16 protein-coding genes are annotated in these 20,468 nt (G+C 40.6%); 5 read left to right on the top strand and 11 right to left on the bottom strand.

The window, feature by feature from the left end; all coding sequences use genetic code 11:
• Window positions 1–73 precede the first annotated feature (73 nt).
• The gene (locus H6F44_RS08290) at window positions 74–2,398 is read left to right on the top strand and encodes a CHASE2 domain-containing protein (protein ID WP_242016495.1); all 2,325 of its coding nucleotides are present in this window, start codon (window positions 74–76) and stop codon (window positions 2,396–2,398) included.
• A 38-nt stretch (window positions 2,399–2,436) separates the two neighbouring features.
• Here H6F44_RS08290 and H6F44_RS08285 read toward each other — a convergent pair whose 3' ends face one another.
• Window positions 2,437–4,131: an NAD-binding protein gene (locus tag H6F44_RS08285; protein ID WP_190350480.1), complete on the bottom strand. Its 1,695-nt coding sequence runs from the start codon at window positions 4,129–4,131 to the stop codon at window positions 2,437–2,439.
• 62 nt (window positions 4,132–4,193) lie between these two features.
• On the opposite strand from H6F44_RS08285, the gene H6F44_RS23525 reads away from it, so the two are divergent.
• Window positions 4,194–4,319, top strand: a complete 126-nt coding sequence (locus tag H6F44_RS23525) for a hypothetical protein (protein WP_277874115.1) — start codon at window positions 4,194–4,196, stop codon at window positions 4,317–4,319.
• A gap of 85 nt (window positions 4,320–4,404) precedes the next feature.
• Here the strand turns inward: H6F44_RS23525 and H6F44_RS08280 are convergent, their stop codons facing one another.
• Window positions 4,405–4,662: a hypothetical protein gene (locus tag H6F44_RS08280; protein WP_190350502.1), complete on the bottom strand. Its 258-nt coding sequence runs from the start codon at window positions 4,660–4,662 to the stop codon at window positions 4,405–4,407.
• A gap of 262 nt (window positions 4,663–4,924) precedes the next feature.
• Here H6F44_RS08280 and H6F44_RS08275 point away from each other — a divergent pair, with 262 nt between their 5' ends.
• The 3 genes from H6F44_RS08275 to H6F44_RS08265 are packed head-to-tail and all read left to right on the top strand — an operon-like array spanning window position 4,925 to window position 8,374.
• The gene (locus H6F44_RS08275; RefSeq protein WP_190350479.1) at window positions 4,925–6,514 is read left to right on the top strand and encodes a mercuric reductase; all 1,590 of its coding nucleotides are present in this window, start codon (window positions 4,925–4,927) and stop codon (window positions 6,512–6,514) included.
• A 56-nt stretch (window positions 6,515–6,570) separates the two neighbouring features.
• Window positions 6,571–7,539, top strand: a complete 969-nt coding sequence (gene arsM, locus H6F44_RS08270; protein ID WP_190350478.1) for an arsenosugar biosynthesis arsenite methyltransferase ArsM — start codon at window positions 6,571–6,573, stop codon at window positions 7,537–7,539.
• A 49-nt stretch (window positions 7,540–7,588) separates the two neighbouring features.
• Window positions 7,589–8,374: a sterol desaturase family protein gene (locus H6F44_RS08265; RefSeq protein WP_190350477.1), complete on the top strand. Its 786-nt coding sequence runs from the start codon at window positions 7,589–7,591 to the stop codon at window positions 8,372–8,374.
• Window positions 8,375–8,986: 612 nt separating this feature from the next.
• On the opposite strand, the gene H6F44_RS08260 is transcribed toward H6F44_RS08265, so the two are convergent.
• The 9 genes from H6F44_RS08260 to H6F44_RS08220 form a co-directional block, all read right to left on the bottom strand.
• Window positions 8,987–9,499 (bottom strand): Uma2 family endonuclease, encoded by a 513-nt coding sequence (locus H6F44_RS08260; RefSeq protein WP_199302049.1) that lies wholly within the window; start codon window positions 9,497–9,499, stop codon window positions 8,987–8,989.
• Between the two features lie 30 nt (window positions 9,500–9,529).
• A complete protein-coding gene (locus H6F44_RS08255) occupies window positions 9,530–10,681 on the bottom strand; it encodes a glycosyltransferase family 4 protein (protein ID WP_190350476.1) in 1,152 nt (383 codons plus the stop codon).
• 187 nt (window positions 10,682–10,868) lie between these two features.
• Window positions 10,869–13,160: a glycosyltransferase family 4 protein gene (locus H6F44_RS08250; protein ID WP_190350475.1), complete on the bottom strand. Its 2,292-nt coding sequence runs from the start codon at window positions 13,158–13,160 to the stop codon at window positions 10,869–10,871.
• Window positions 13,161–13,181: 21 nt separating this feature from the next.
• On the bottom strand, window positions 13,182–13,991 hold the full coding sequence (locus tag H6F44_RS08245) for a class I SAM-dependent methyltransferase (protein ID WP_190350474.1): 810 nt from the start codon (window positions 13,989–13,991) through the stop codon (window positions 13,182–13,184).
• Window positions 13,992–14,085: 94 nt separating this feature from the next.
• Window positions 14,086–16,026 carry a class I SAM-dependent methyltransferase gene (locus H6F44_RS08240; RefSeq protein WP_190350473.1) on the bottom strand — a complete coding sequence of 647 codons (1,941 nt, stop codon included), beginning with the start codon at window positions 16,024–16,026 and terminating at the stop codon, window positions 14,086–14,088.
• Window positions 16,027–16,100: 74 nt separating this feature from the next.
• On the bottom strand, window positions 16,101–17,039 hold the full coding sequence (locus H6F44_RS08235; RefSeq protein ID WP_190350472.1) for a hypothetical protein: 939 nt from the start codon (window positions 17,037–17,039) through the stop codon (window positions 16,101–16,103).
• Between the two features lie 2 nt (window positions 17,040–17,041).
• Window positions 17,042–18,037, bottom strand: a complete 996-nt coding sequence (locus H6F44_RS08230; RefSeq protein ID WP_190350471.1) for a hypothetical protein — start codon at window positions 18,035–18,037, stop codon at window positions 17,042–17,044.
• Window positions 18,038–18,122: 85 nt separating this feature from the next.
• On the bottom strand, window positions 18,123–18,830 hold the full coding sequence (locus H6F44_RS08225; RefSeq protein ID WP_190350470.1) for a TylF/MycF/NovP-related O-methyltransferase: 708 nt from the start codon (window positions 18,828–18,830) through the stop codon (window positions 18,123–18,125).
• 283 nt (window positions 18,831–19,113) lie between these two features.
• Window positions 19,114–20,448, bottom strand: coding sequence for an ABC transporter ATP-binding protein (locus tag H6F44_RS08220; protein ID WP_190350469.1), 1,335 nt, complete (start codon window positions 20,446–20,448; stop codon window positions 19,114–19,116).
• Window positions 20,449–20,468: the final 20 nt, after the last annotated feature.

The following is a 20,468-nucleotide window of genomic DNA, read 5'->3' as shown; positions in this document are numbered from 1 at the left end:
AAAGTCGCCTTTTCCAATGCCTAGCTTTTCATTGGGAATTGGGTAGCTTCGCTAAAGTTATATGGACTGCCAGATGTCACCATCAAAATATGCCAAATATTTAAAAACTGCCCTCTGGAAATGGCGCGGCATCGCGATCGCTGCGCCAACTATCTCAATTGTAGTAATTGGGTTGCGATTGGTGGGAGGGCTGGAGTCTTGGGAACTAGCAATGCTCGATCAGTTTTTTCGGTGGCGATCGCCTGAGCCAGAGGACAACCGCATCGTGATTATCGGCGTTGATGAGGCTGATATTCGGCAATATACTTGGCCCATTGACGATGCGTTGTTGGCTAACCTTTTGCAACGGGTCAAGCAGCAAGAACCAAGGGCGATCGGCTTAGACCTAGTGCGCGATCAACCAATGGGTAAAGGCAATGCTCAGTTAACCCAATTATTTAAAACTACGCCCAATTTGATCGGCGCAACCAAAACAGCAGATTTAGTGGATTCTAACTTTGCCATCGCCAGTTCTAACATTAAGTCGCCACCTGCCCTCGCGGAGTTAGGACAGGTGGGCGCAGTAAATCTACCCCTTGATGCCGATGGGCGGGTTAGACGTGGCTTTCTGTCAATTAGACAGCCCAATGGCGACAGCTATTTAAGTTTTGGCTTGCAGTTAGCTCTGCTGTATCTGGATGGTGAAAAAATCCTCAAAAATGAACAGGCATTAAATCCACCAAGGTTACAGCCCCATGCTGGCGGCTATAGTCAAGTTGATGCAGGAGGACATCAGTTCATCATCAATTATCGCCGATCGCCTAGTGGTTATCGCACAGTACGCATGGCGGATGTGCTGATGGGTAAGGTTGCCCCTGACTTATTTCGCGATCGCATTGTGATGATCGGCGTGACGGCGGTGAGTTTGCGGGATTGGTTTTTTACGCCCCTCGATAGCGGTCTGGGCAGTACTCGGATTTTTACGGCGGGGGTGGAAGTACATTCGCAAATTATTAGCCATATCCTCAGTAGCACGATTGACGATCGCCCCACAATTCAAACATGGCAAGAGCCTTGGGAATGGTTATGGATTTTTAGCTGGTCTTTGGTGGGTGCGATTTTGATTTGGCAATGGCGCAATGTCCAAACTAAGGATCGCGAGTTATTAGTACTATTGCTACGATCTCTGAGTGCATTGCTCTTGGGCAGTGGGCTATTTGTCACTTGCTTGATAGCTTTGCATTATGGCTGGTGGTTGCCCTTTGTCCCTGCCGCGATCGCTTTCATTGGGGGCGGGGCGATCGTCACTAGCTATCTCGCCATTACCGCCGCCCAAATCCGTACCTATTTCAGTCGCTATCTCACCGATGCCGTGGTTAAGAGCCTATTGGAAACGCCCGAAGGTTTGCAATTAGGGGGCGATCGGCGCAAAGTGACGATCCTCATGTGTGACCTGCGCGGCTTTTCGACAATATCTGAGAAGATGCCGCCCGAAAAGGTGGTCGATATTCTCAATGTATTTCTCGGAACAATGACCGAAGCGATCGCCCCCTATGAAGGCACAATCGATGAATTTATCGGCGATGCGATTTTAGTTCTATTTGGTGCGCCAATTTACCGTGCAGATGATGCGGCAAGGGCTGTCGCCAGCGCGATCGCCATGCAATTATCGATGCGAGCGGTCAATCAGAAATTAGGGCAAATGGGGCTGCCTGAGATCGCTATGGGCATTGGCATCAACACAGGGGAAGTCGTTGCAGGCAATATTGGTTCTCAATCTCGCGCTAAGTATGCTGTCGTTGGCAACCATGTCAATCTCACTGCTCGCATCGAGTCCTACACCGTCGGCGGACAAATTCTCATTTCGGAAAGCACCTATGCCGAAATTGCCGATATCGCCAAAACCAATGGCTCAATGGAAGTGGAACCAAAGGGCGTATCCCAACCAATTTCGATTTACGACATCTATGGCATCGGCGGTAATTATGATTTAGAACTGCCAGCGATCGGTGAATCCTTAACCAATTTAGAAGTGCCGATTCCTGTCACCTATCGCATTCTAGAAGAAAAACACCTTGGTACTGATATTCTCAACGGTGAAATCTGGCGGCTGTCATTGCATGGTGCAGAAATGTCAGTATCCCAACCCATAACATCGCTGATGAATCTGAAAGTGCATTTTCAAGTTCCCGCTCACTATTGGCAGTCTGCATCTCTAGCAGATAATCAAGAAGGCAATCAAGAAGGCGATCGGGAAGGTGACATTTATGCCAAGGTTCTCAATAATCAGCAACTGTTCAACAACTTAGAGGTTGCGACCGAGGGCTTAGGTAAAACTGACCAGAAAATTTATATACACTTCACCACTGTTCCCAGCCACTTGCAAAAATGGCTAACTCGGCTGAGCCAATTGGCGTAAATTCTTACCCTTTTCCATCATCAGCAACTAACCCTATCTTAACTTGGGATCGCCACCTGAAAAGGCGCGACCCGCCATAACTGCTCTAACTTACTCGCAGGCATCGTTAAATACAAAATATCCCCCGCACTTAAGGACGCTTCTAGCAGATTCCAGCCATGAATGGTTTGACTGGCAGTCTCAATATAAAGCGGCACAAAGTCTGCACTTTTAGAAGCTTCGCTGACAGGCTTACCGCAAAAGGGATGATTGGGGGTAATCATTGTGGCGATCGCTACCCATAGACTATCAGCAACAATACCATTGCCCAAAATCCTACCGCCGAGGGCAGAAGAGGCAAAGGCAGGGGCGGCAATTTCGGGAGGACTTAGCACTGCCTCAAAATCAAAGACCTCTTGTGCCATCGTCGCATAGTAAGGATCGTCATAGCGCACGATTACCCGACAGCGTGGTGCAATTCCCTTAGCATTGAGGGCAATTTCTAAATTAGCAGTGTCATTGCTAGTCAATGCCAATAGACATTCCGCCTTCTCAATATTGGCGGCTTTGAGGGTGGTGGGCAGGCTGGCATCACCATGTAGTACAGGGATATTTTGCGATCGCACGGTTTCCAAAAAGCGATTATCCGCATCCCGTTCAATCACTAGCACCTCATAGCCATAGCTCACCAGTTGTAAAGCTGTCTGCACGCCAATACTGCCCAAACCGCAGACAATAATATGATTACGTTGAGGCACTCGCGCCGCGTCCCAAAAATTGCGTAATCGCGAACCCAAAATAAAATCATTCAAAATCGCATAAAAAATGCCAATCACAGCCGTACCGATCAGCATCATCACAATTGTGAACAATTTAATACTGTTGGAAGAATGCTCAACTACCTGCTCATTGCCCCCTGCCCCCGTAATCATTCCCACTGCAAAATAGAGCGCATCGGTGAGGGATATGTTTTTTTGGAGGCTAGTATAGACAACCGTTGCCGAAAATATGGTTGACAATAAGGCGATCGAAGTGAATAGTACCGATCTCCCATGGACATGGAAATGGCGAAATCCCATAAATAGCTTGGAGATTTTTTGGAAAATGGGGCGCGAAGCGGTACGGATACTAGGCTGTGTGCCAAGTAATAGGCGATCGCCCCTTTGCAATTTACGTCCATCTAGTACGGCACTGACTAGATCCACGTGGCTCTCATCGTAGGGCAGGTAATAGATCAACATTCTTGAGCGATCTTCCCAAAAATCCGATAGGGACTTACCAAACCAAGGATGATGATCATCAATATATTCTTCGTGGATAGGCCAAGTTTGATTAAATAGGCGCAACTGCCCGATCGCCTGACTACCCATAGCACTAAAAGCAAACACAGGAGCCGCCAATGCCGCCACACTCATTGTCAAGTGATTCGGCAAGGTTAGATCTAGCCTTATGCCCAAACTGGAGTTAAACAACCGATTAATAATTCTGACATGGGGATTTAATACCCGCGCCTGCATCAAGATCGTCAAATTCCGCGCTTCGTCTGCCCCCGCTAATATCAAGGTTTGAGCATCCCTAATCCCTGCGGCAATTAAAGTCTCGGCTGCGCCCAAGTCACCAATGATAATCTCCACCTTGTCTTGATGAATTGGGCGATCATGAATACCCACTACCAAACAGCCTTGCTGTCTGAGCAGGCTCAAGATCTTAAAACCCGTTCGGTCTAGACCACAGACGATTATGCGGGGTTTCATTGGCTGATCGTTAATTCATTGATTAGGACATTAAGCTTATATTTTCAGCGATCGCTGAACACATGACTGTAGCTGATATAGCAAAAATATTTGTACCCTTGGATAGCTATTTTCAAGAAGATGCCAATGTTTATATCTTAGGAGTTACGCAAATCAGCCAAGAACTAAAATTCTTGGCTGAAAGCTAAAGCATACTGAAACACTTCTACAATCAACCCGTTGAAACGGGTTTAAGCTTTGAGCTTCGTAATTTATTACACAGTATTTAGTTACTTAGTCTTTCTCATTGATCGGTAAATAACTGTACACAAGTTCTTGAGGCTCACTCGCTTGCAAATGGCTTGAAGCAGTTTGACGCACCTTGCCTTGATCGACCGCCTGCATCAAATATTCCAATGCCTCATAATCATTATCGCTGATATAGCCCTGTGCCGACAATTGGCTATTGATCATACCTTCTAGCTCTGGGGTAAGGCTCTTGATGATTAAGGCACGGTTGACTAAATCCCTGATTACACTTTGACGGCTCATGATTGTTTCATTTCCACAAATATCTACAGCTAATAGTGTCTTCTTACTGAAGACTGAGAGTGGTGATAGCTGTCTGTCTAGAAGGTGATTGTTATCAGGGTGAGGGTGGTGTCATATCGCTAGTTTGATGCGATCGCAATCACATTCGATCACATTTAAGTTGCTGTTGGTTTGCTGGATTCGTACTTGCTATAGAATAAAAGGCAATGGGGAAAGCCATAGCAATTAATTCTTCCCAGCCTTCTGCAAAGTAATAACTGCCATGAATAACGCCCCATCTGATTCCCATGAGTATGCAGCAATGCTGCAACCGATGGATGAATATAACCAGTCCCTGCTGGCTCATGTGCATCCTTTAGATTGGGTAGATCCTGAACCTGCGCCATGCTATGACCTGGTGGTAATTGGGGCAGGAACCGCAGGGCTAGTGATTGCCGCAGGAGCGGCGGGGTTGGGGCTAGGTTTAAAGGTGGCATTGATTGAAAAAAACCTCATGGGGGGCGATTGCCTGAACGTGGGCTGTGTGCCTTCTAAATCTGTGATCCGTTCGGCGCGGGTGGTGGCGGATATGCACGGGGCGGCAGACTTTGGCATTCATGCCCCTGAGCCGATCGCCATTGACTTTGCGGCGGTGATGGCAAGAATGCGGCGTATCCGTGCAGGCATTAGCCATCATGACTCGGCAGCGCGGTTTCGCAATTTGGGTGTGGATGTATTTTTAGGGGCAGCGCAGTTTGTGGATCGCCAAAAGGTGATGGTGAATGGTAAGTGCTTGCGGTTTAAGCGGGCGGCGATCGCCACGGGTGCAAGGGCGGCGCGTCCGCAGCTACAGGGCTTAGAGGCGGTAGGATATCTGACCAATGAAACCGTATTTTCTTTGACAGAGTGTCCGCAAAGGTTAGCCGTGATTGGTGGTGGACCGATCGGCTGTGAGTTGGCGCAAGCCTTTCAGCGTTTGGGCTGTGCTGTTACGTTAATTCATAAAAATGATCATCTTTTGGATCGGGAAGATGCTGAGGCGGCGGCGATTATTCAGCAGCAGTTACAGCAGGATGGCGTTAATCTCTTGCTGAATGTGCAGTTAGAACGGGTGGAGCAGGGAGAAACGGGTAAGGTTCTCCATTATCAACAAAATGGTATTCAAAATGGCATTCAAAAGGGGGGTAGTGGCAGTATTACTGTTGACGAAATTTTATTGGGTGCGGGGCGATCGCCTAATGTAGAAGGCTTGAACCTAGAGGCGGCGGCAGTTGAGTATGATCGGCGGCGCGGCGTGATCGTCAATGATTATTTGCAAACTAGCAATCCCCATATTTTCGCGGCGGGTGACATTTGCATGGATTGGAAATTTACCCATGCGGCGGACGCGGCGGCGCGAATTGTGATCAAAAACGCCCTATTTGCCCCCTTTGGGCTGGGCAAAAGCAAACTGAGCAATTTGGTAATGCCTTGGGTAACTTTTACCGATCCTGAAATTGCCCATGTGGGGATGTATGCGGCGGAAGCTAAGGCAAAGGGGCTAGAAACCAATGAGATCAAGATTGATTTTAGGGCGGTTGATCGCGCTATTTTTGATGGTGAAACCGATGGCTTTGTGAAAATTTTGCATCAAAAGGGCATTGATCGCATTTTAGGGGCAACGATCGTGGCGCGTCATGCTGGCGAAATGATTAGCGAAATTAGTTTGGCGATCGTGGCTAAGCAGGGCTTAAGCACTTTATCTTCGGTGATTCATAGCTATCCCACCCAAGCCGATGCCATCAAAAAAGCCGCCGATGCCTACCGCAAAACCTTACTAACCCCACGCACCCAATCGTTTTTAAAGTTATTATCCAAGTTGTCACTGTTCTAATTTCTAGGATGTGCGGCGCTTCGCGCCGCACATCCTAGTCTTGTAATATCAAAAAAATGACCTATCTCGAAACTACTGCCAAATTTTATGCCGAGGCTGCCGCCACGCCTCAAGTGGGGCTATGCTGCATCAGCACCCCACCTTTGCAATATCCCGATCTCAAAATTCCTGAAATCATCCAACAGATGAACTATGGCTGTGGCACAACCATTCATCCGACCGAGCTAACGGGTGCGCCAACGGTCTTGTATATCGGCGTGGGTGGCGGATTGGAAGCTTTGCAATTTGCCTATTTCTGCCGCCGACCTAGCGCCGTGATTGCCGTTGATCCCGTAGCCGCCATGCGTGAAGCCGCCACCCGCAATTTGCAAATAGCCGCCCAAGAAAATTCATGGTTTCAGCCTGAATTTGTGAAAATCCTTGATGGTGATGCTTTCGCCCTGCCCGTTGCCGATGCCTCCGTGGATGTGGTTGCTCAAAACTGTCTATTTAATATTTTTGAACCCGATGATTTGCGCCGCGCTCTAAAAGAAGTTTACCGCGTTCTCAAACCCAAAGGACGCTTGATCATGAGCGATCCCATCGCCACCCGTCCAATTCCTAGCCATTTGCAAAGGGATGAACGCCTTCGCGCTATGTGTCTCTCTGGGGCGATGACCTATGCTGAATATACGCAGCAGTTGATCGATGCAGGCTTTGGACAGGTGGAAATTCGCGCCCGTCGCCCCTATCGACTGCTCGATACGCAAACCTTCAATTTAGACGCACCCCTATTATTGGAGAGCTTAGATTCTGTCTCTTTTAAGGTTCCCATTCCCAAGGATGGCGCTTGCATTTTTACAGGCAGAACTGCGATTTATAATGGCAATGAAGAAATGCTCGACGATCGCGCAGGACATATGTTACTGCGAGGTAATCCTGTGGCAGTTTGTGATAAAACCGCCAAAACTCTTGCTGCCCAATTCCCTCAAGATGTGATCATCACCGATCCAACTTGGCATTATAACGGCGGCGGCTGTTGTTAAGGTTTTGGTTGTGCCGATGACACAGCCAAAACCGAGAAAATGAAAAACTATGAATAATGAAGCGCTAATTCGATTAAGTTTTTTCTGTGGTACTTTTGTGATTATGGCGATATGGGAAGCGATCGCCCCTAGAAGAATGCTGATAATTTCTAAGCCCCTGCGTTGGATCAACAACCTGAGTTTAGTGGTTCTCAATACCTTGATCTTGAGGGCAGTGCTGCCGATGGCGGCGGTGGGGGTGGCGGCGATCGCCAAACAGCAGGGTTGGGGCTTATTTAATCTGATTGACCTTAACGACGGTCTCGAAATATTTCTATCGGTGCTGCTTTTAGATTTAATCATCTATGGTCAACATCTCATGTTCCATACCCTGCCAATATTCTGGCGCTTGCATAAAGTGCATCACGCCGATCTCGATTTTGATGTGACGACAGGCTTGCGCTTCCATCCCTTAGAAATCCTGCTCTCAATGCTCATTAAAATTATCGCCATTCTGCTATTGGGAACGCCAGCGATCGCGGTTTTGATCTTTGAAACCATTCTCAATAGTACCGCCTTGTTCAATCATGGCAATGTGCATATTCCCAAATCAGGCGATCGTTGGTTGCGCTATCTGCTTGTCACTCCTGATATGCACCGCGTCCATCATTCCGTCATTCCTCAAGAAACCAACAGTAATTATGGCTTTAGCCTATCTTGGTGGGACTATTTATTTAGAACCTATCGCGCTAATGCGGCAGCAGGACAGCAGGATATGCAGATCGGGCTTGCAGAATATCAAGGTACTTTAAAGGTTGCCAGAATTTCGGAGATGTTGATTTTGCCATTTCTATAGCTATGTTAAAACTAATACTAACTTGGGAATATATATCTTTGCTAAGGTGCATTACATTTCAATAACGCACCCTACAAGATACGCGATCGCACTGTTTATTATATAGTTCAGCCACAGGAAAATTCTACAAATACTTTAGAAATGTAGGTTGGGTTGAGCGACAGCGAAACCCAACAAAATCTCGATAATGTTGGTTCTCGTTTCTCAACTCAACCTAACGTGTAATTATTTTTTAGGCTTAACCAAGCAGTATTGGAGGATATGGGCATTTACAGTTTTTTTTACAACCAGATTTAGACCTTACCGCGATCATAAAAATCAACAAACGATCACCCCTCACCCAAAAAACTGATCGTCCCTGGGATGAAACGATATAATTCCGTAACAGCAGTTTATCGCAATCGTATAAATAATTTTGATGATCGTCTTATGTTGAATGCTGCTGGTTTATGGAACTTCTATTTAGATTCTGCATAAAAATGGATGGAAACAGTAAAAATCGCCCTGTGCTTTATTTTCATTTCCCAACAGGTCTATTTTTATCTTCGGTTTTCCCATTGGTACGGACAAGGCGAAAACCGCCTCCTTTGCCATAATTTGAGTTAAAAACTTTTATACCTGATCAAATTTGACTTTTGCGTAGATGTCACGGTGAGCAATCTGGTAAAGCCCATTTGCTAAACTCAGAATTCCATTTTGATCATCAGATTCTCTCAGTAACCAGTTACCATCGTCATTTTTGCGAAACTGTTCGATGTGAACTCGATATTGATCAACTAAAATATATTCTTGAAATGTGTTAAGCGAACGGTAAAATGCAAATCTGTCACCGCGATCGCGGTTGCTAGTGGATTTAGATAAAACTTCGATAATGATACTGGGATTAATCACCGTATCTGTACGGTTTTCTTGGAAACTTGGCTCGCCTTGAATTAATAAAATATCTGGATAGGTATATTCGTTGTAAGCAGGAATCCACAAGCGTAAGTCACTAATAAAAACTTCATAGGCTGGCGATTCTAGCAATCTACTAAAATTGCGAATAATGCGGTTGTGGTTATTTGCACAACCATAGGTTTGATAGGTTCTGGCGTGACACTTTGCTATTAGTATATTTATTACCAAAATACCTACGATATTGTCATTACTGCTTTTCTAAATTATCTGAGTCAAGTAAATATCGGCGATCGCCTTTGCCATATTTTGAGCTAAAAACTTTTCGGTAATTGTATTAACCCCAGAATTGGCAAGTTGCTTAAGAACCTCTGGATTGTCGATCGATTGGTTCATTGCTTGAGTTAGTCCTGCGATATCTTTGGGCTTGACGAGATAACCATTAACATTGTTGGTAATAACTTCAGAAATCCCATCAACATCGCTAACAATACAGGGCTTACCCATTGCTAAAGCTTCTAACAAGGCAATCGGTTGACCTTCCCAAAGTGAGGGCATTACAAAAACATCGATCGCTGATAAAAATTCGTGAACATCAGAACGCGCACCTAAAAAGGTAATGCGATCGCTAATTTGTAAATCATCAGCAAGTTTGATTAATTCATCTTTGAGGTCGCCATCACCAATAATTAGCAATCTGGCGCGATCGCTGACTTTGGCAAAGGCTTTTAACAGATATTGATGTCCTTTTTGTTCATGGAGTCTGCCCACATTACCGAATATAAATTCGGTTGGGGCAATATCAAATATTTTCCGAGATATTTCTTTGTTAATCGGCTGCGAAAATTTAACTATATCAATGCCGTAATTAACAATTGATGTTTTTGATGGAGATGCTACATTGGCAGTGATCGCTTTCTCATAATCAGAAAGGCATACACAAATTATATGATCAGTAACATTTAAAGTTAATTGGTCTATTGTTTTAAACAGTATATTCTTTAATCTCTGTCTCATTTGCCTATTCTGAAAAATGTTGAGGTAATGCAACCCATGATACGAATGGATAATTTTAGATTTATGCTGCAATATTTTAGCCACTAATCTACCCCAAAATCCTGCTGTGCCGCCATGAGTATGAATTACATCAAAATCTTGAATCTTTAATAGACGATGAATACTTTCAAAAGCACGCCATGTAATTTTGTTCGATATATCAATCGGGCAGACAGGTATATCTAAAATATTTGCCTGTTCAACTAACCACCCAACCGATGCAGTGGCGATCGTCACTTTAATATCCATACTTAGTAAATACTTAGATAACAACAAAACATGAATTTGACCGCCACCAATGCTTGCATCATCAATAATCTGTAGTACTCGGAGAGTTTGTTTACTTTCGTTTATCACTTTTATAGTTCACCTGATTCTTTATATTAATTTGAATTTTCAAAAGGCTACTTAAATGCTAATTAACATTAATCTGCAAGAATTTGTAAGAGTATAAATACGCTTAGTATTGTATTAAAAAACTTATTAAAATTTCAAAACTAATAAAACAACTAAAACCATTTCATATTTCATAATAAAAATAAATTCAGATTTTACTGCCAGAGAAGAATTTAATTAAACGAATTCTTACAAATGATATAAGTTTCATGTTTTCATATTTAGAAATTCGACTCTGTATTATTCTAATGACTTTCCAAGCAAGAGCATTAAAAAGAGTCTTGATATCGTAACCAGCCAAGTTCTTAAATGATTGAACAAAACCAGATTGAAATTCAATTTGCTGTAATCCCGATAGTAACATATAAATTTGACGTTCATTCCAAGCCAATGGCTCAATAGAAGCTATATACTGACGCATCTGAAAAGAATCCTTCAGTAAAACTTCTTTGTCTAAATTAGTATTCTTACTAATATCTAGATAAAGCGGATAGGGGAAATAGGCAATTTTTTCTCCAGTAGTAATTACAGTAGCTAGTAAATACTTTGCCAAACTACCTACTTCAAAACCTATCGGCCAATTCATATGTTCAAACATTAGCTTAGTACTGAGCAACATATTGACGTTACTCAATCCTGAAGTCAATAACTGAGATACATATCCCAATCTCATATTTTGGACTAGTAAATTTTGTGAGTTTACTAATGCTGGACATAATGATACTAGTGCATCAGCACTTATAGCCGAATTTACTAAAGTATCTAGCATATTTACAGATGAAAGATTATTAGCATTCCAGAAAAGCAGCCAAGAAGATTGCTGAATTAAATCTATCCATTCTTGTAAACTAGTTAAGTCTGAAGCATGGCTACAGTGAACCACCTTAATACTTGGAAACTTAGTTTGCGAATTTCTTAAGACTTTTTGAGTTTCTTCATTTTCCACTGCCAAATCCAATACTATAACTTGGAAATTTTGATAAACCTGTGCATAAAGACTACCCAAACAATCTAGTAAATTTAAATCTCCATCCTTAACAACAATAGTTACGATAACCAAGGGATAGGTTTGAGTTTCCTTACGTCCAAATTCAAACTTATTATCTATGTATTCTATCCTTTTTTGCAAAAGACTGACATTTGTATCCTGCAATAAATCTATCTTGGGAACATTTGGAAGCTCATTATAATTCTCAATTGATTTAGAAAGAACTTGAGTCAGTGATTGTACACTTTGAGGTTGAAACCAATACACGCAAGAGTCGCGATTCAACAAACCTAGCGTTTCTCTAAATCCCCCAGTATCAGCAGCCACAATACTAACTGGTAATTGCCCTACTTCCAACGCGCTATTCGGGAAATTATCTTGAGGACTTGTTAGGCATACAATAGCTCTATTGAAACTATTAATTAAATTCAGTGCTTCTTCACTGAAAAGACCATCACATATGTCATAACTGTAAGTATTAGTTAATTCCTGACGAATATACTGGTCACTATCTAAATGTCGTAGATGATGTGAATTCAGTTGCACAATTTTACCAACAAAAATAAAGTGGCAAGAATTAGCTGAAGACGATTCTAATCTTTTAATAGCTTGTATAAACGTACATAATCCTTTCCTTTCTTCTAACCTAGCAAAGAATATGATCGGAATTTTATTTTCTGCTATTCGATTTTTTAAGGATTCAATTAAAGGTGTTTCGATACAAGAAAGATTAATTAATGGGATAAAATATGGCAACCTAATAGCGGCGCTAACATTCCAACCATAGCTTTTCACCTTAGAGAGAATAAAGTTAGAAGGGTGGAAGCTTAAATCAGCGTTTTCAAAGGAATTTTGTTCGTAATGACAAATCTGCCAAAAATTGTGTGCATATGTGACGTTAAACCTTTCATTAGCTTCATATACCCATTCATGACCACTGTGTAAAGTTACTGAAGTAACACATTTTGGGAGTAAACCGACACGCTTTGCTTGTATAGTTCTGTAACCAAAACCACACATCTCAGGAAACTCAATATAGACTTTTGCGTTTGCACAGCAAGCTACAAGTGCCTGAGTAAAAAACAAAATATTAAAGCTCTGGTATTCGTAATAACTTGATCTTGCGTCATCTAAAATTGCTCGGTGGATTGGCTGTAAACTCAGGATTTCCTCACACTCCGTCACTGAAAAAACTTGATTAAGAAATGGAACTTTTGATTTGCCTTGAAAGTGTTCTTCAGTCGCACACAGAAGTAAAATTACGTACCATCCATCTTCAAACAATTGCTCACTAAGCGCCCTATAGTATGTGCCAATACCACCGTTTTTATAGTATCCTTCGTACTCCGAAGAAACTAATAGTGCAATTTTATCTACTTTGCTAGGAAATGTTTTTGCTATGTGCGTCTTAAAATCAACTTGAATGCTTTCCTGACCAATACTTTCTATCATAGTTATAAGTTTAAAAGATTACTAATTTTTTGGAAGCAGACAAGGAATATTATTTTCAACATTATAGACAAATCGATCATCTTGAGAAATTAATTTGTTATCCACAAATTTAAGAGGCTTTTTGGTAGAAGGACATGCAAGCAAAGGATAAAACCAAGTTTTTGAATCTAAGTCGCTAATTACATCTGCTCCAAGTTCGTTAAAGTTTGGCGAATCACCTAGCTTTTGAACGACTACATAGTGAGTATTATGGGTGTTTGGGCTATCACCCTTGAACAAATTTCCCTTAGATAATTGGTTTATTAGAATACCCCACAAAGGAAGCATCCATTTTTTTGTATTACTTCCTTTGAGATATTCCCAGAGTAACCATGCCATTGTTTGACCAAAGTGATGAACATGTCCAGTTTCAACAACTTCAAAGCCGACATATTTCATCACTTCAACTAAACCCTGCTCCGTAAATCTCACATAATCGTGGGGACAGGCATGTTGAGGTTGGAGAAAAGGAACCGCAATAATTCCATAACCACCATTACGAAGCACTCGATAAAATTCTTGGGCTACTATCCATGGATATCGGGTATGCTCAAGTACAGCAATGCTTACGATAGTATCAACAGATAAATCACGCAAGGGTATTGTATGCAAGTCAGCCAAAACATCAGGTTGATTAGCAGGAACTATGTCAATGTTTAAATCTCTTTGTCCCAATTGAATTGACCTTGAACCAGAGCCTGCATTCAAGACTATCCCACGACAGTATTTACGATAAGGAGCCAATTCTTGTTCTAAGCTTGGCCAAACAAGTGGACTAGAAAAAATACCCATCTCTTGATTTTATCCTAAGATTTTGTGGCTACGACTATAATTTGGACAAAACACGCAATTAAATTGCTGATTTTTGCACATCAATAGTAAATAACTAGAGTGAAACAGCTTTTTTTAAGTGTCTAAGAGCTATCTTGATATGAGAAAGCCTGCCACAGCTCGTTTCATTGTTAATTATACTCTGTAATTGGTTTAATTCAGAACATTTTTTCTGCAATTCAGAGGAAACCTGCTGCAATTCATAAGATTTTTTATGAGCTTCCTCCATCTGATACTTCAAGGTGTCAATAACTTCCTGAAAAGCTGAGTGCGATATACTTGATTGATGAACAATTTGATCTGTTGCAATACCCACTACTGCTAAATAACCAAGGGCATTATCAACCGTAAGTATACTATCTAAATATTGATTGCCCCAAAATCCTTCAGGTAAGGGAGAGAGGTAGTTTTGAAATCGTGAATTATGTTCTTCAATGCCTGTAGGTCTGATCAAGCTGCTTGTAATAGTGTTGTATTGTAAAAGGAAAGATGCTTCTCCAAAGACGTTTAAGATAATGTCTCGGAATTCTGTAAAACGGAACTTATGTATATGATATTGACTAATCCAAGGAGAACTTCGATAATCATTCGGACAGGAAATAATAAGTTGCCCATCTGGTTTTAACAGACGACGCAATTCTAACAAAAAATCTCTTGGAAATTGCAAATGCTCAATTGTTTCAAAAGATATAATAACGTCAAATGACTCATCTTCAAGTTCAGAGACATGGTGAGCATCTGACTCAATATAACTAACATTAGGGTGTTGATAATACTTACGAGCATGTTTAATTGAGTTAACATCAATATCAACTCCAACGACTTTCTCTGCTCCTTGCACTGCCATAAACTGAGAACCATAGCCACTCCCACAAGTGATGTCTAGGACTCTTTTACCTTTTACAAAATTAGATGTAAATGCATACCTAACCATATGATCGATATGACTTAGGTTTAATCCAACGCCTAACTGATCCTCCATATGCCTTTCCCCAGTATATATCGTGTCATCTGAATTGTTTTGATGTATCTGTTTTTTCTGGGATACTGTAATATCCATAGGAGTGCTTTGACTGTTAAGTAATTCTTTATAAGAACTATGATTTGTGTTTGAAACTGGAATATATTTAAAGATTAGTGAAGGAAAACCTAAACCTAGTGGAGGATGAATATCTGCTTGAGAAAATCCATCCGAGATTGCTCGATCTAGCGTTAGTTCTGCTTGCTCAAGATCTCCTAACTCCAGCAAAGCTATGACCTTTGCTCCAACAATTTGAGATCGTTTCTGGGAAGCAACCATCGCTATTGAGTATTCAAAAGCAGCATCAATTTCAGCTCGATCAAAACTAGCTAGGGCATAGGACTCCATTAATAGTGAATTAGGAATTGCTTGTTTATATTTAAATACCAAACCCCAAGAATTTGGAATGTCATAAATCGGCTCAAAATAAGACCGTAAGCGATACATTATTAGGTGGATCCAATAAGTACCAAAGTGAGCAAAGTCCTGATGGACGATAACTGAGTGGTTAGGAATCAGAGAAGGGATGAAATTTCGTAAGATGCTATTGGCTAGAGACCAAGACTTCATTGCATCAACAAATAGAAATTCTATAGGATCGCCATGCCAACCTATCTGACTTAAATCTCCAGGGTATAGCTTAATTTGTTTTTCCCAAGGCTGAATCAGTTTTGAACACTCTGGCAAAAAACTGTCCCCAGATTGATACCGTCCACTTAAGGGAGTACCATCAACAAATTGATCCATCCATGATTCCCAAACGAACAGATCGTAGGCATGAATAATCTTATCCCTAGCGGGTAAATTGAGGTTTTTTTGTAAGCCGGTTACTAAAGAAACGACTGAACTACCAAGCCAACACCCGAGATCGACTATTTCACCAATTGCACAATACTCATTTTGTGCGTACTTATAGAGATACTGTCTTTCTTCCATTGACAGCATTCCTAAAATTGATGTATCCATTTCAGTCATATAGTTCTAGTTTTCAGTGTCGGCTTTCAAAAATCTCATCAATCAGACGGCAAATTCAATTTGTATATTTAGCCTTAGCTATCGCTACGAGACTTCCAGATCGTATGCTTGACAATCTGTTTTAACTTTAATAAGACTTTCTTGCGATAATAAGCCCATCCTTCTTGTTTAACTAGGATCAGACCTTGAAATTTTGATAATTCTTCATGTAAATCTGCTAATGCAGCATCGATTCTATATGGTTGCCAATCGGTACCAAGATCAGTGAATGCCTTGATTTTACCTGCCAAAATAACTGGGCGTTTTTCTGGAGAAACTAAGCTTGCAGAGTAGTCAAAAGCTGCATTAATTTCATCGACATCAAAAGATTCCACAGAATAAAATTTTTGAAGTTCTTCTTGGGGAATTTGCTTTTTATACTTGAAGACCAGACTTGCAGAGTATGGAATATCATAAACTACATCAAAATATTCCCTAAATCTATACATCGTCAAATGTATCCAATAGGTGTAGTAGTGAGTGAAATCTTGATGAACAACGATGGAGTGACCTGGAATTAGAGAAGGGAAGAAATTTTGAATGATGCTGTTAGCTAATTCCCAGCTTTTCATCGCATCAATAAATAACATTTCAATAGCCCCACTTTCCCATGTTGTTTTGGTCAAATCAACTTGATTAAACTTAATTTGCTTGCGCCAAGGATAGGTTTGAGTTAGGCATTCTTCGTAAAAGCTATCCCCTGGTTTAAATTTTCCTTCTAATGATGTCCCCACAACACAACTAAGTTGATCCATCCATGCTTCCCAGATAAAAATATCATAAGCATGAATGAAATGATTCTTGGTTTTCGGATCCGAATTTTCTCGAATTCCTGCGGCTAACGGGACTGTAGACGAGCCTAGCCAACAACCTAGGTCAACAATTTCTCCCACAGCCTTGAATTCATTCTTAGCATACCTATAGATATATTCTTTCTCGGCAGAGGTTAGCATACTTGGGACGACTAAATTCATGGCTATCTTTTTGTTAAAAACCCAATTAATTTCTTGCTTTTCTGAACCAAGGCACCTATGAAGTGTTTTTCAGTTACAGGAGACTCAACGGAAACATCTTCAACACACTGTATTGGATGAGATAATGAAGTGTAAAGATAGTTTAACTCTGCTTGCATAGTATACAGATCTGCTAGTCCTTTGTCAACAAGGTCGGATTGTTGTTCGTTTTTAGATTCTGAAAATGCTTTGATTTTGCCTGCCAAAACAATTGGTCGTTTTCCTTTAGAAACAAGATTGCTGGAATGGTTCAGAGCCAAGTTGATTTCATCTACGGAAAAATCATCGACCGAATAGACATTTTTGAGTAGCTCTTCTGGTATTGCTTTCTTATACTTATAAACCAAGCTAGAAGAGTAAGGAATATCGTAAACAACATCAAAATACTCTCTGAATCGATACATAGTTAAATGTATCCAGTAGGTGTAGTAATGTACAAAGTCTTGATGAACAATAGTTGATCGACCTGGGATTAGTGAGGGGAAAAAATCATGAATGATGCTATTGGCTAACTCCCAACTTTTCATGGCATCAATAAATAAAAACTCAATTTCACCACCTTGCCATCCTAATTGAGTTAAATCACCAGGGTGATAGCATATTTGCTTTTCCCAAGAAGACGTTTGTCTCTGACATTCTTCAAAAAAACTATCGCCAGGTTGAAATTTGCCCTCTAACTGGGTGCCAATTACACAACTGAGTTGATCCATCCAAGCTTCCCAGATAAAAATATCATAAGCATGAATTTTTCTGCTTTGGGTTTGTGGATTTGCGTTTTCTACCAAGCCCATGGCTAGCGGGATGGTAGATGAGCCGAGCCAACACCCTAGATCTACAATTTCTCCATTGCCAGAATATTCTTGTTTAGTATATTCATAAAGATACTGTCTTTCTTGTAATGTCAACATTCCTAGTGTTGATAGATTGAGACCTTTATTTGGAATTAGGTTTTTATTCATTAACTTAGGTTGATAATGCTAGCTTTTTGATAATTATTCTATTTCTAGAATAACGCGATATGTCAACAAGTTCCAAGGATGAAATTTAGATGTATTGCTGCTGAAACTCTTCTTCGAGAAACCGCTCAATAGGGCTTTTTATAATTCCTGCTGTCAAGACGGTTTGTGGCCGATTATGAGACTTGCCTTTAACCCAATAAGTTTGATCGAGTTCAATTCTTTCTAAAAGTGGTTTTTCATTATTCTTAAAACAAAAATCATAAAATGCTTCCCTGCAACCTTCCCAATAGCCAAAATCATCTAAAACAATGCAACCACCATCTGGAATCAATGGATAGAAAGTTTCTAGTACTAGGGAAACTGATTCGTACCAATCTGCGTCACAATGTAAAAGTGCAATTTTTTTTGGCAGAGGTTCTAAAAAAGTTTGATCAAACCAACCTTTCTTAATTGTGTATTCATTGCTATTGGTTGAGACTAGATCCATCACTTCTCTAACATCTTCAACCGAAGCGACACATTTACCAATCCATTTTTTGGCTTCTTCTCCATCTTTTTCAGTTGTTTTAGGCATACCTGCATAACTGTCATAGAGCCAAAGATGTCTCTGTTGATTTAAGAATTTGGAGATTACCGCCGCAGATCCACCTTTAGCAGTACCACATTCGACAAAATCACCCTCAATTTTGGACTGATTAAGATATTGACAAATTCTTGTGAGATTAGTTAATTTTCTTGGACTACATAAAGTGTAGTCATGAACTTGCTGTATGAGTTGATCAGTCTGTAACATTATTTTTTAAAGATAATCACTAACGAATTGAAGATGTTTAGGGCTGTGCGATTTAATAAAGCATCAGATATAAAACCAGAATTGGTGGAGTAAGCCGCCCAACCAATTCTCTAAAATCCGAAAAGGTACTTTATTTATTCGCTTGCCCCTTAATTCCATCCAGTTTACCTAAGCTTAAAATGACATTTAGTAAGATCAAGATTATTCTAATTTTTTTGAGACTTAAAAATCGAAAACTATTTTTGATATTGCAGTAACTTAAACGCAATTATAAAAGAATAAGTCATCTTTTTAATAATTCATTGTCATATTTTTGTATGCGAACAGATGGAGAGAGATTCACCAAGCCGAACCAGATTATTGATTCTTGGTTTTTTGAGACCTTTAAAAGACATGAATCATAAACTTGAAGTAGCCCTTCTTCAAAACTCCATTGCCCTTTGCCTTTATTAGCTGCACCAACTGTAATTGTATATTCTCCCTCAAATAAGGGGAGCTTAAATTCAAAAATAACTTCAACCAAGGTGTTTTTACTTACTGATCCTATAACCTTATTCATCATAAAAGTATTGGTTTGAAAAATCATTAATCCAGTGCGATCACGCATTTGAAATCCGATTAACGGGTCGTCAAACGATTGTAAAAATAAGATGCCGATCTGTAATTTAATTAATTGCTCACTGATTATGACTCTAACTTGCTGATCGCTAATATTCAGTAGTTTGGCAAACACTACTTTAGCCTTTCCCGAATCAAAAGATTTCGACTTAGATCCAACTATCTCAGCATCTATATCTTGATCTTGTGATACTGCATTTGAAGTGAACCCACTATTTGAATTATCAGATTGCTCCATTGATTCAATCTTAGATAGCTGAGTAATGTGTTTAATCAAATTAACTTCATATAAATCAATAACTTGTCTAGCCTCTGACCATAAAGATACTCTTCCTGAGTCCAACAGAATGGCGCGATCGCATAATCTATGAACTGCATTCATATCATGGGATACGAATAAAAGAGTTGTTTGCTTTTCTCGGAGATAAGCCAATTTGTCAAAACATTTTTGCTGAAAATATATATCCCCAACAGCCAAAGCCTCATCTATAATTAGAATCTCAGGCTCGACATTCACCGCAACTGCAAACGCCAAGCGAACAAACATTCCACTAGAATAAGTTTTGACTGGTTGATCGATAAAATCTCCAATATCTGCGAATCCCACAATTTCATCAAACTTATTTTCAATCTCTTGTTGACTTAGACCTAATAAACGAGCATTAAAAAATACATTTTGTCGCCCAGTAAAGTCTGGATTAAACCCACTTCCTAATTCTAATAAAGCGGATACTCTTCCATTGACATTTACATTACCAGTTGTTGCCGTCAATGTTCCAGCAATTATTTGCAACAATGTACTCTTCCCTGAACCATTGCGCCCTATGATCCCTATAGTTTGTCCTTTATGGATTTCCAGACTAATATCTTGTAAAGCCCAAAATCTTTCTGAATAATCTTTGTTTGGCAGCAAAATCTCTTTCAATCTATCAGCAGGTTTTGCATAGCGCTTAAAGCATTTTGAGACATTATTTAGTGTGATTGCTATTTGTTCTTCCATATCTGTCTCATAAAATTTAA

Source organism: Pseudanabaena cinerea FACHB-1277, from assembly GCF_014696345.1.
Lineage (GTDB): Bacteria > Cyanobacteriota > Cyanobacteriia > Pseudanabaenales > Pseudanabaenaceae > Pseudanabaena > Pseudanabaena cinerea.
Note: the sequence above shows the minus strand (reverse complement) of the source record. Positions and strands in the feature narration are given on the sequence as shown.

Bases quoted from the DNA above. Each gene is read 5' to 3' on its own strand.
- H6F44_RS08290 (WP_242016495.1), top strand. From the start codon at position 74: ATGTCACCATCAAAATATGCCAAATATTTAAAAACTGCCCTCTGGAAA.
- H6F44_RS08285 (WP_190350480.1), bottom strand. From the start codon at position 4,131: ATGAAACCCCGCATAATCGTCTGTGGTCTAGACCGAACGGGTTTTAAG.
- H6F44_RS23525 (WP_277874115.1), top strand. From the start codon at position 4,194: ATGACTGTAGCTGATATAGCAAAAATATTTGTACCCTTGGATAGCTAT.
- H6F44_RS08280 (WP_190350502.1), bottom strand. From the start codon at position 4,662: ATGAGCCGTCAAAGTGTAATCAGGGATTTAGTCAACCGTGCCTTAATC.
- H6F44_RS08275 (WP_190350479.1), top strand. From the start codon at position 4,925: ATGAATAACGCCCCATCTGATTCCCATGAGTATGCAGCAATGCTGCAA.
- arsM (WP_190350478.1), top strand. From the start codon at position 6,571: ATGACCTATCTCGAAACTACTGCCAAATTTTATGCCGAGGCTGCCGCC.
- H6F44_RS08265 (WP_190350477.1), top strand. From the start codon at position 7,589: ATGAATAATGAAGCGCTAATTCGATTAAGTTTTTTCTGTGGTACTTTT.
- H6F44_RS08250 (WP_190350475.1), bottom strand. From the start codon at position 13,160: ATGATAGAAAGTATTGGTCAGGAAAGCATTCAAGTTGATTTTAAGACG.
- H6F44_RS08245 (WP_190350474.1), bottom strand. From the start codon at position 13,991: ATGGGTATTTTTTCTAGTCCACTTGTTTGGCCAAGCTTAGAACAAGAA.
- H6F44_RS08240 (WP_190350473.1), bottom strand. From the start codon at position 16,026: ATGACTGAAATGGATACATCAATTTTAGGAATGCTGTCAATGGAAGAA.
- H6F44_RS08235 (WP_190350472.1), bottom strand. From the start codon at position 17,039: ATGAATTTAGTCGTCCCAAGTATGCTAACCTCTGCCGAGAAAGAATAT.
- H6F44_RS08230 (WP_190350471.1), bottom strand. From the start codon at position 18,037: ATGAATAAAAACCTAATTCCAAATAAAGGTCTCAATCTATCAACACTA.
- H6F44_RS08225 (WP_190350470.1), bottom strand. From the start codon at position 18,830: ATGTTACAGACTGATCAACTCATACAGCAAGTTCATGACTACACTTTA.
- H6F44_RS08220 (WP_190350469.1), bottom strand. From the start codon at position 20,448: ATGGAAGAACAAATAGCAATCACACTAAATAATGTCTCAAAATGCTTT.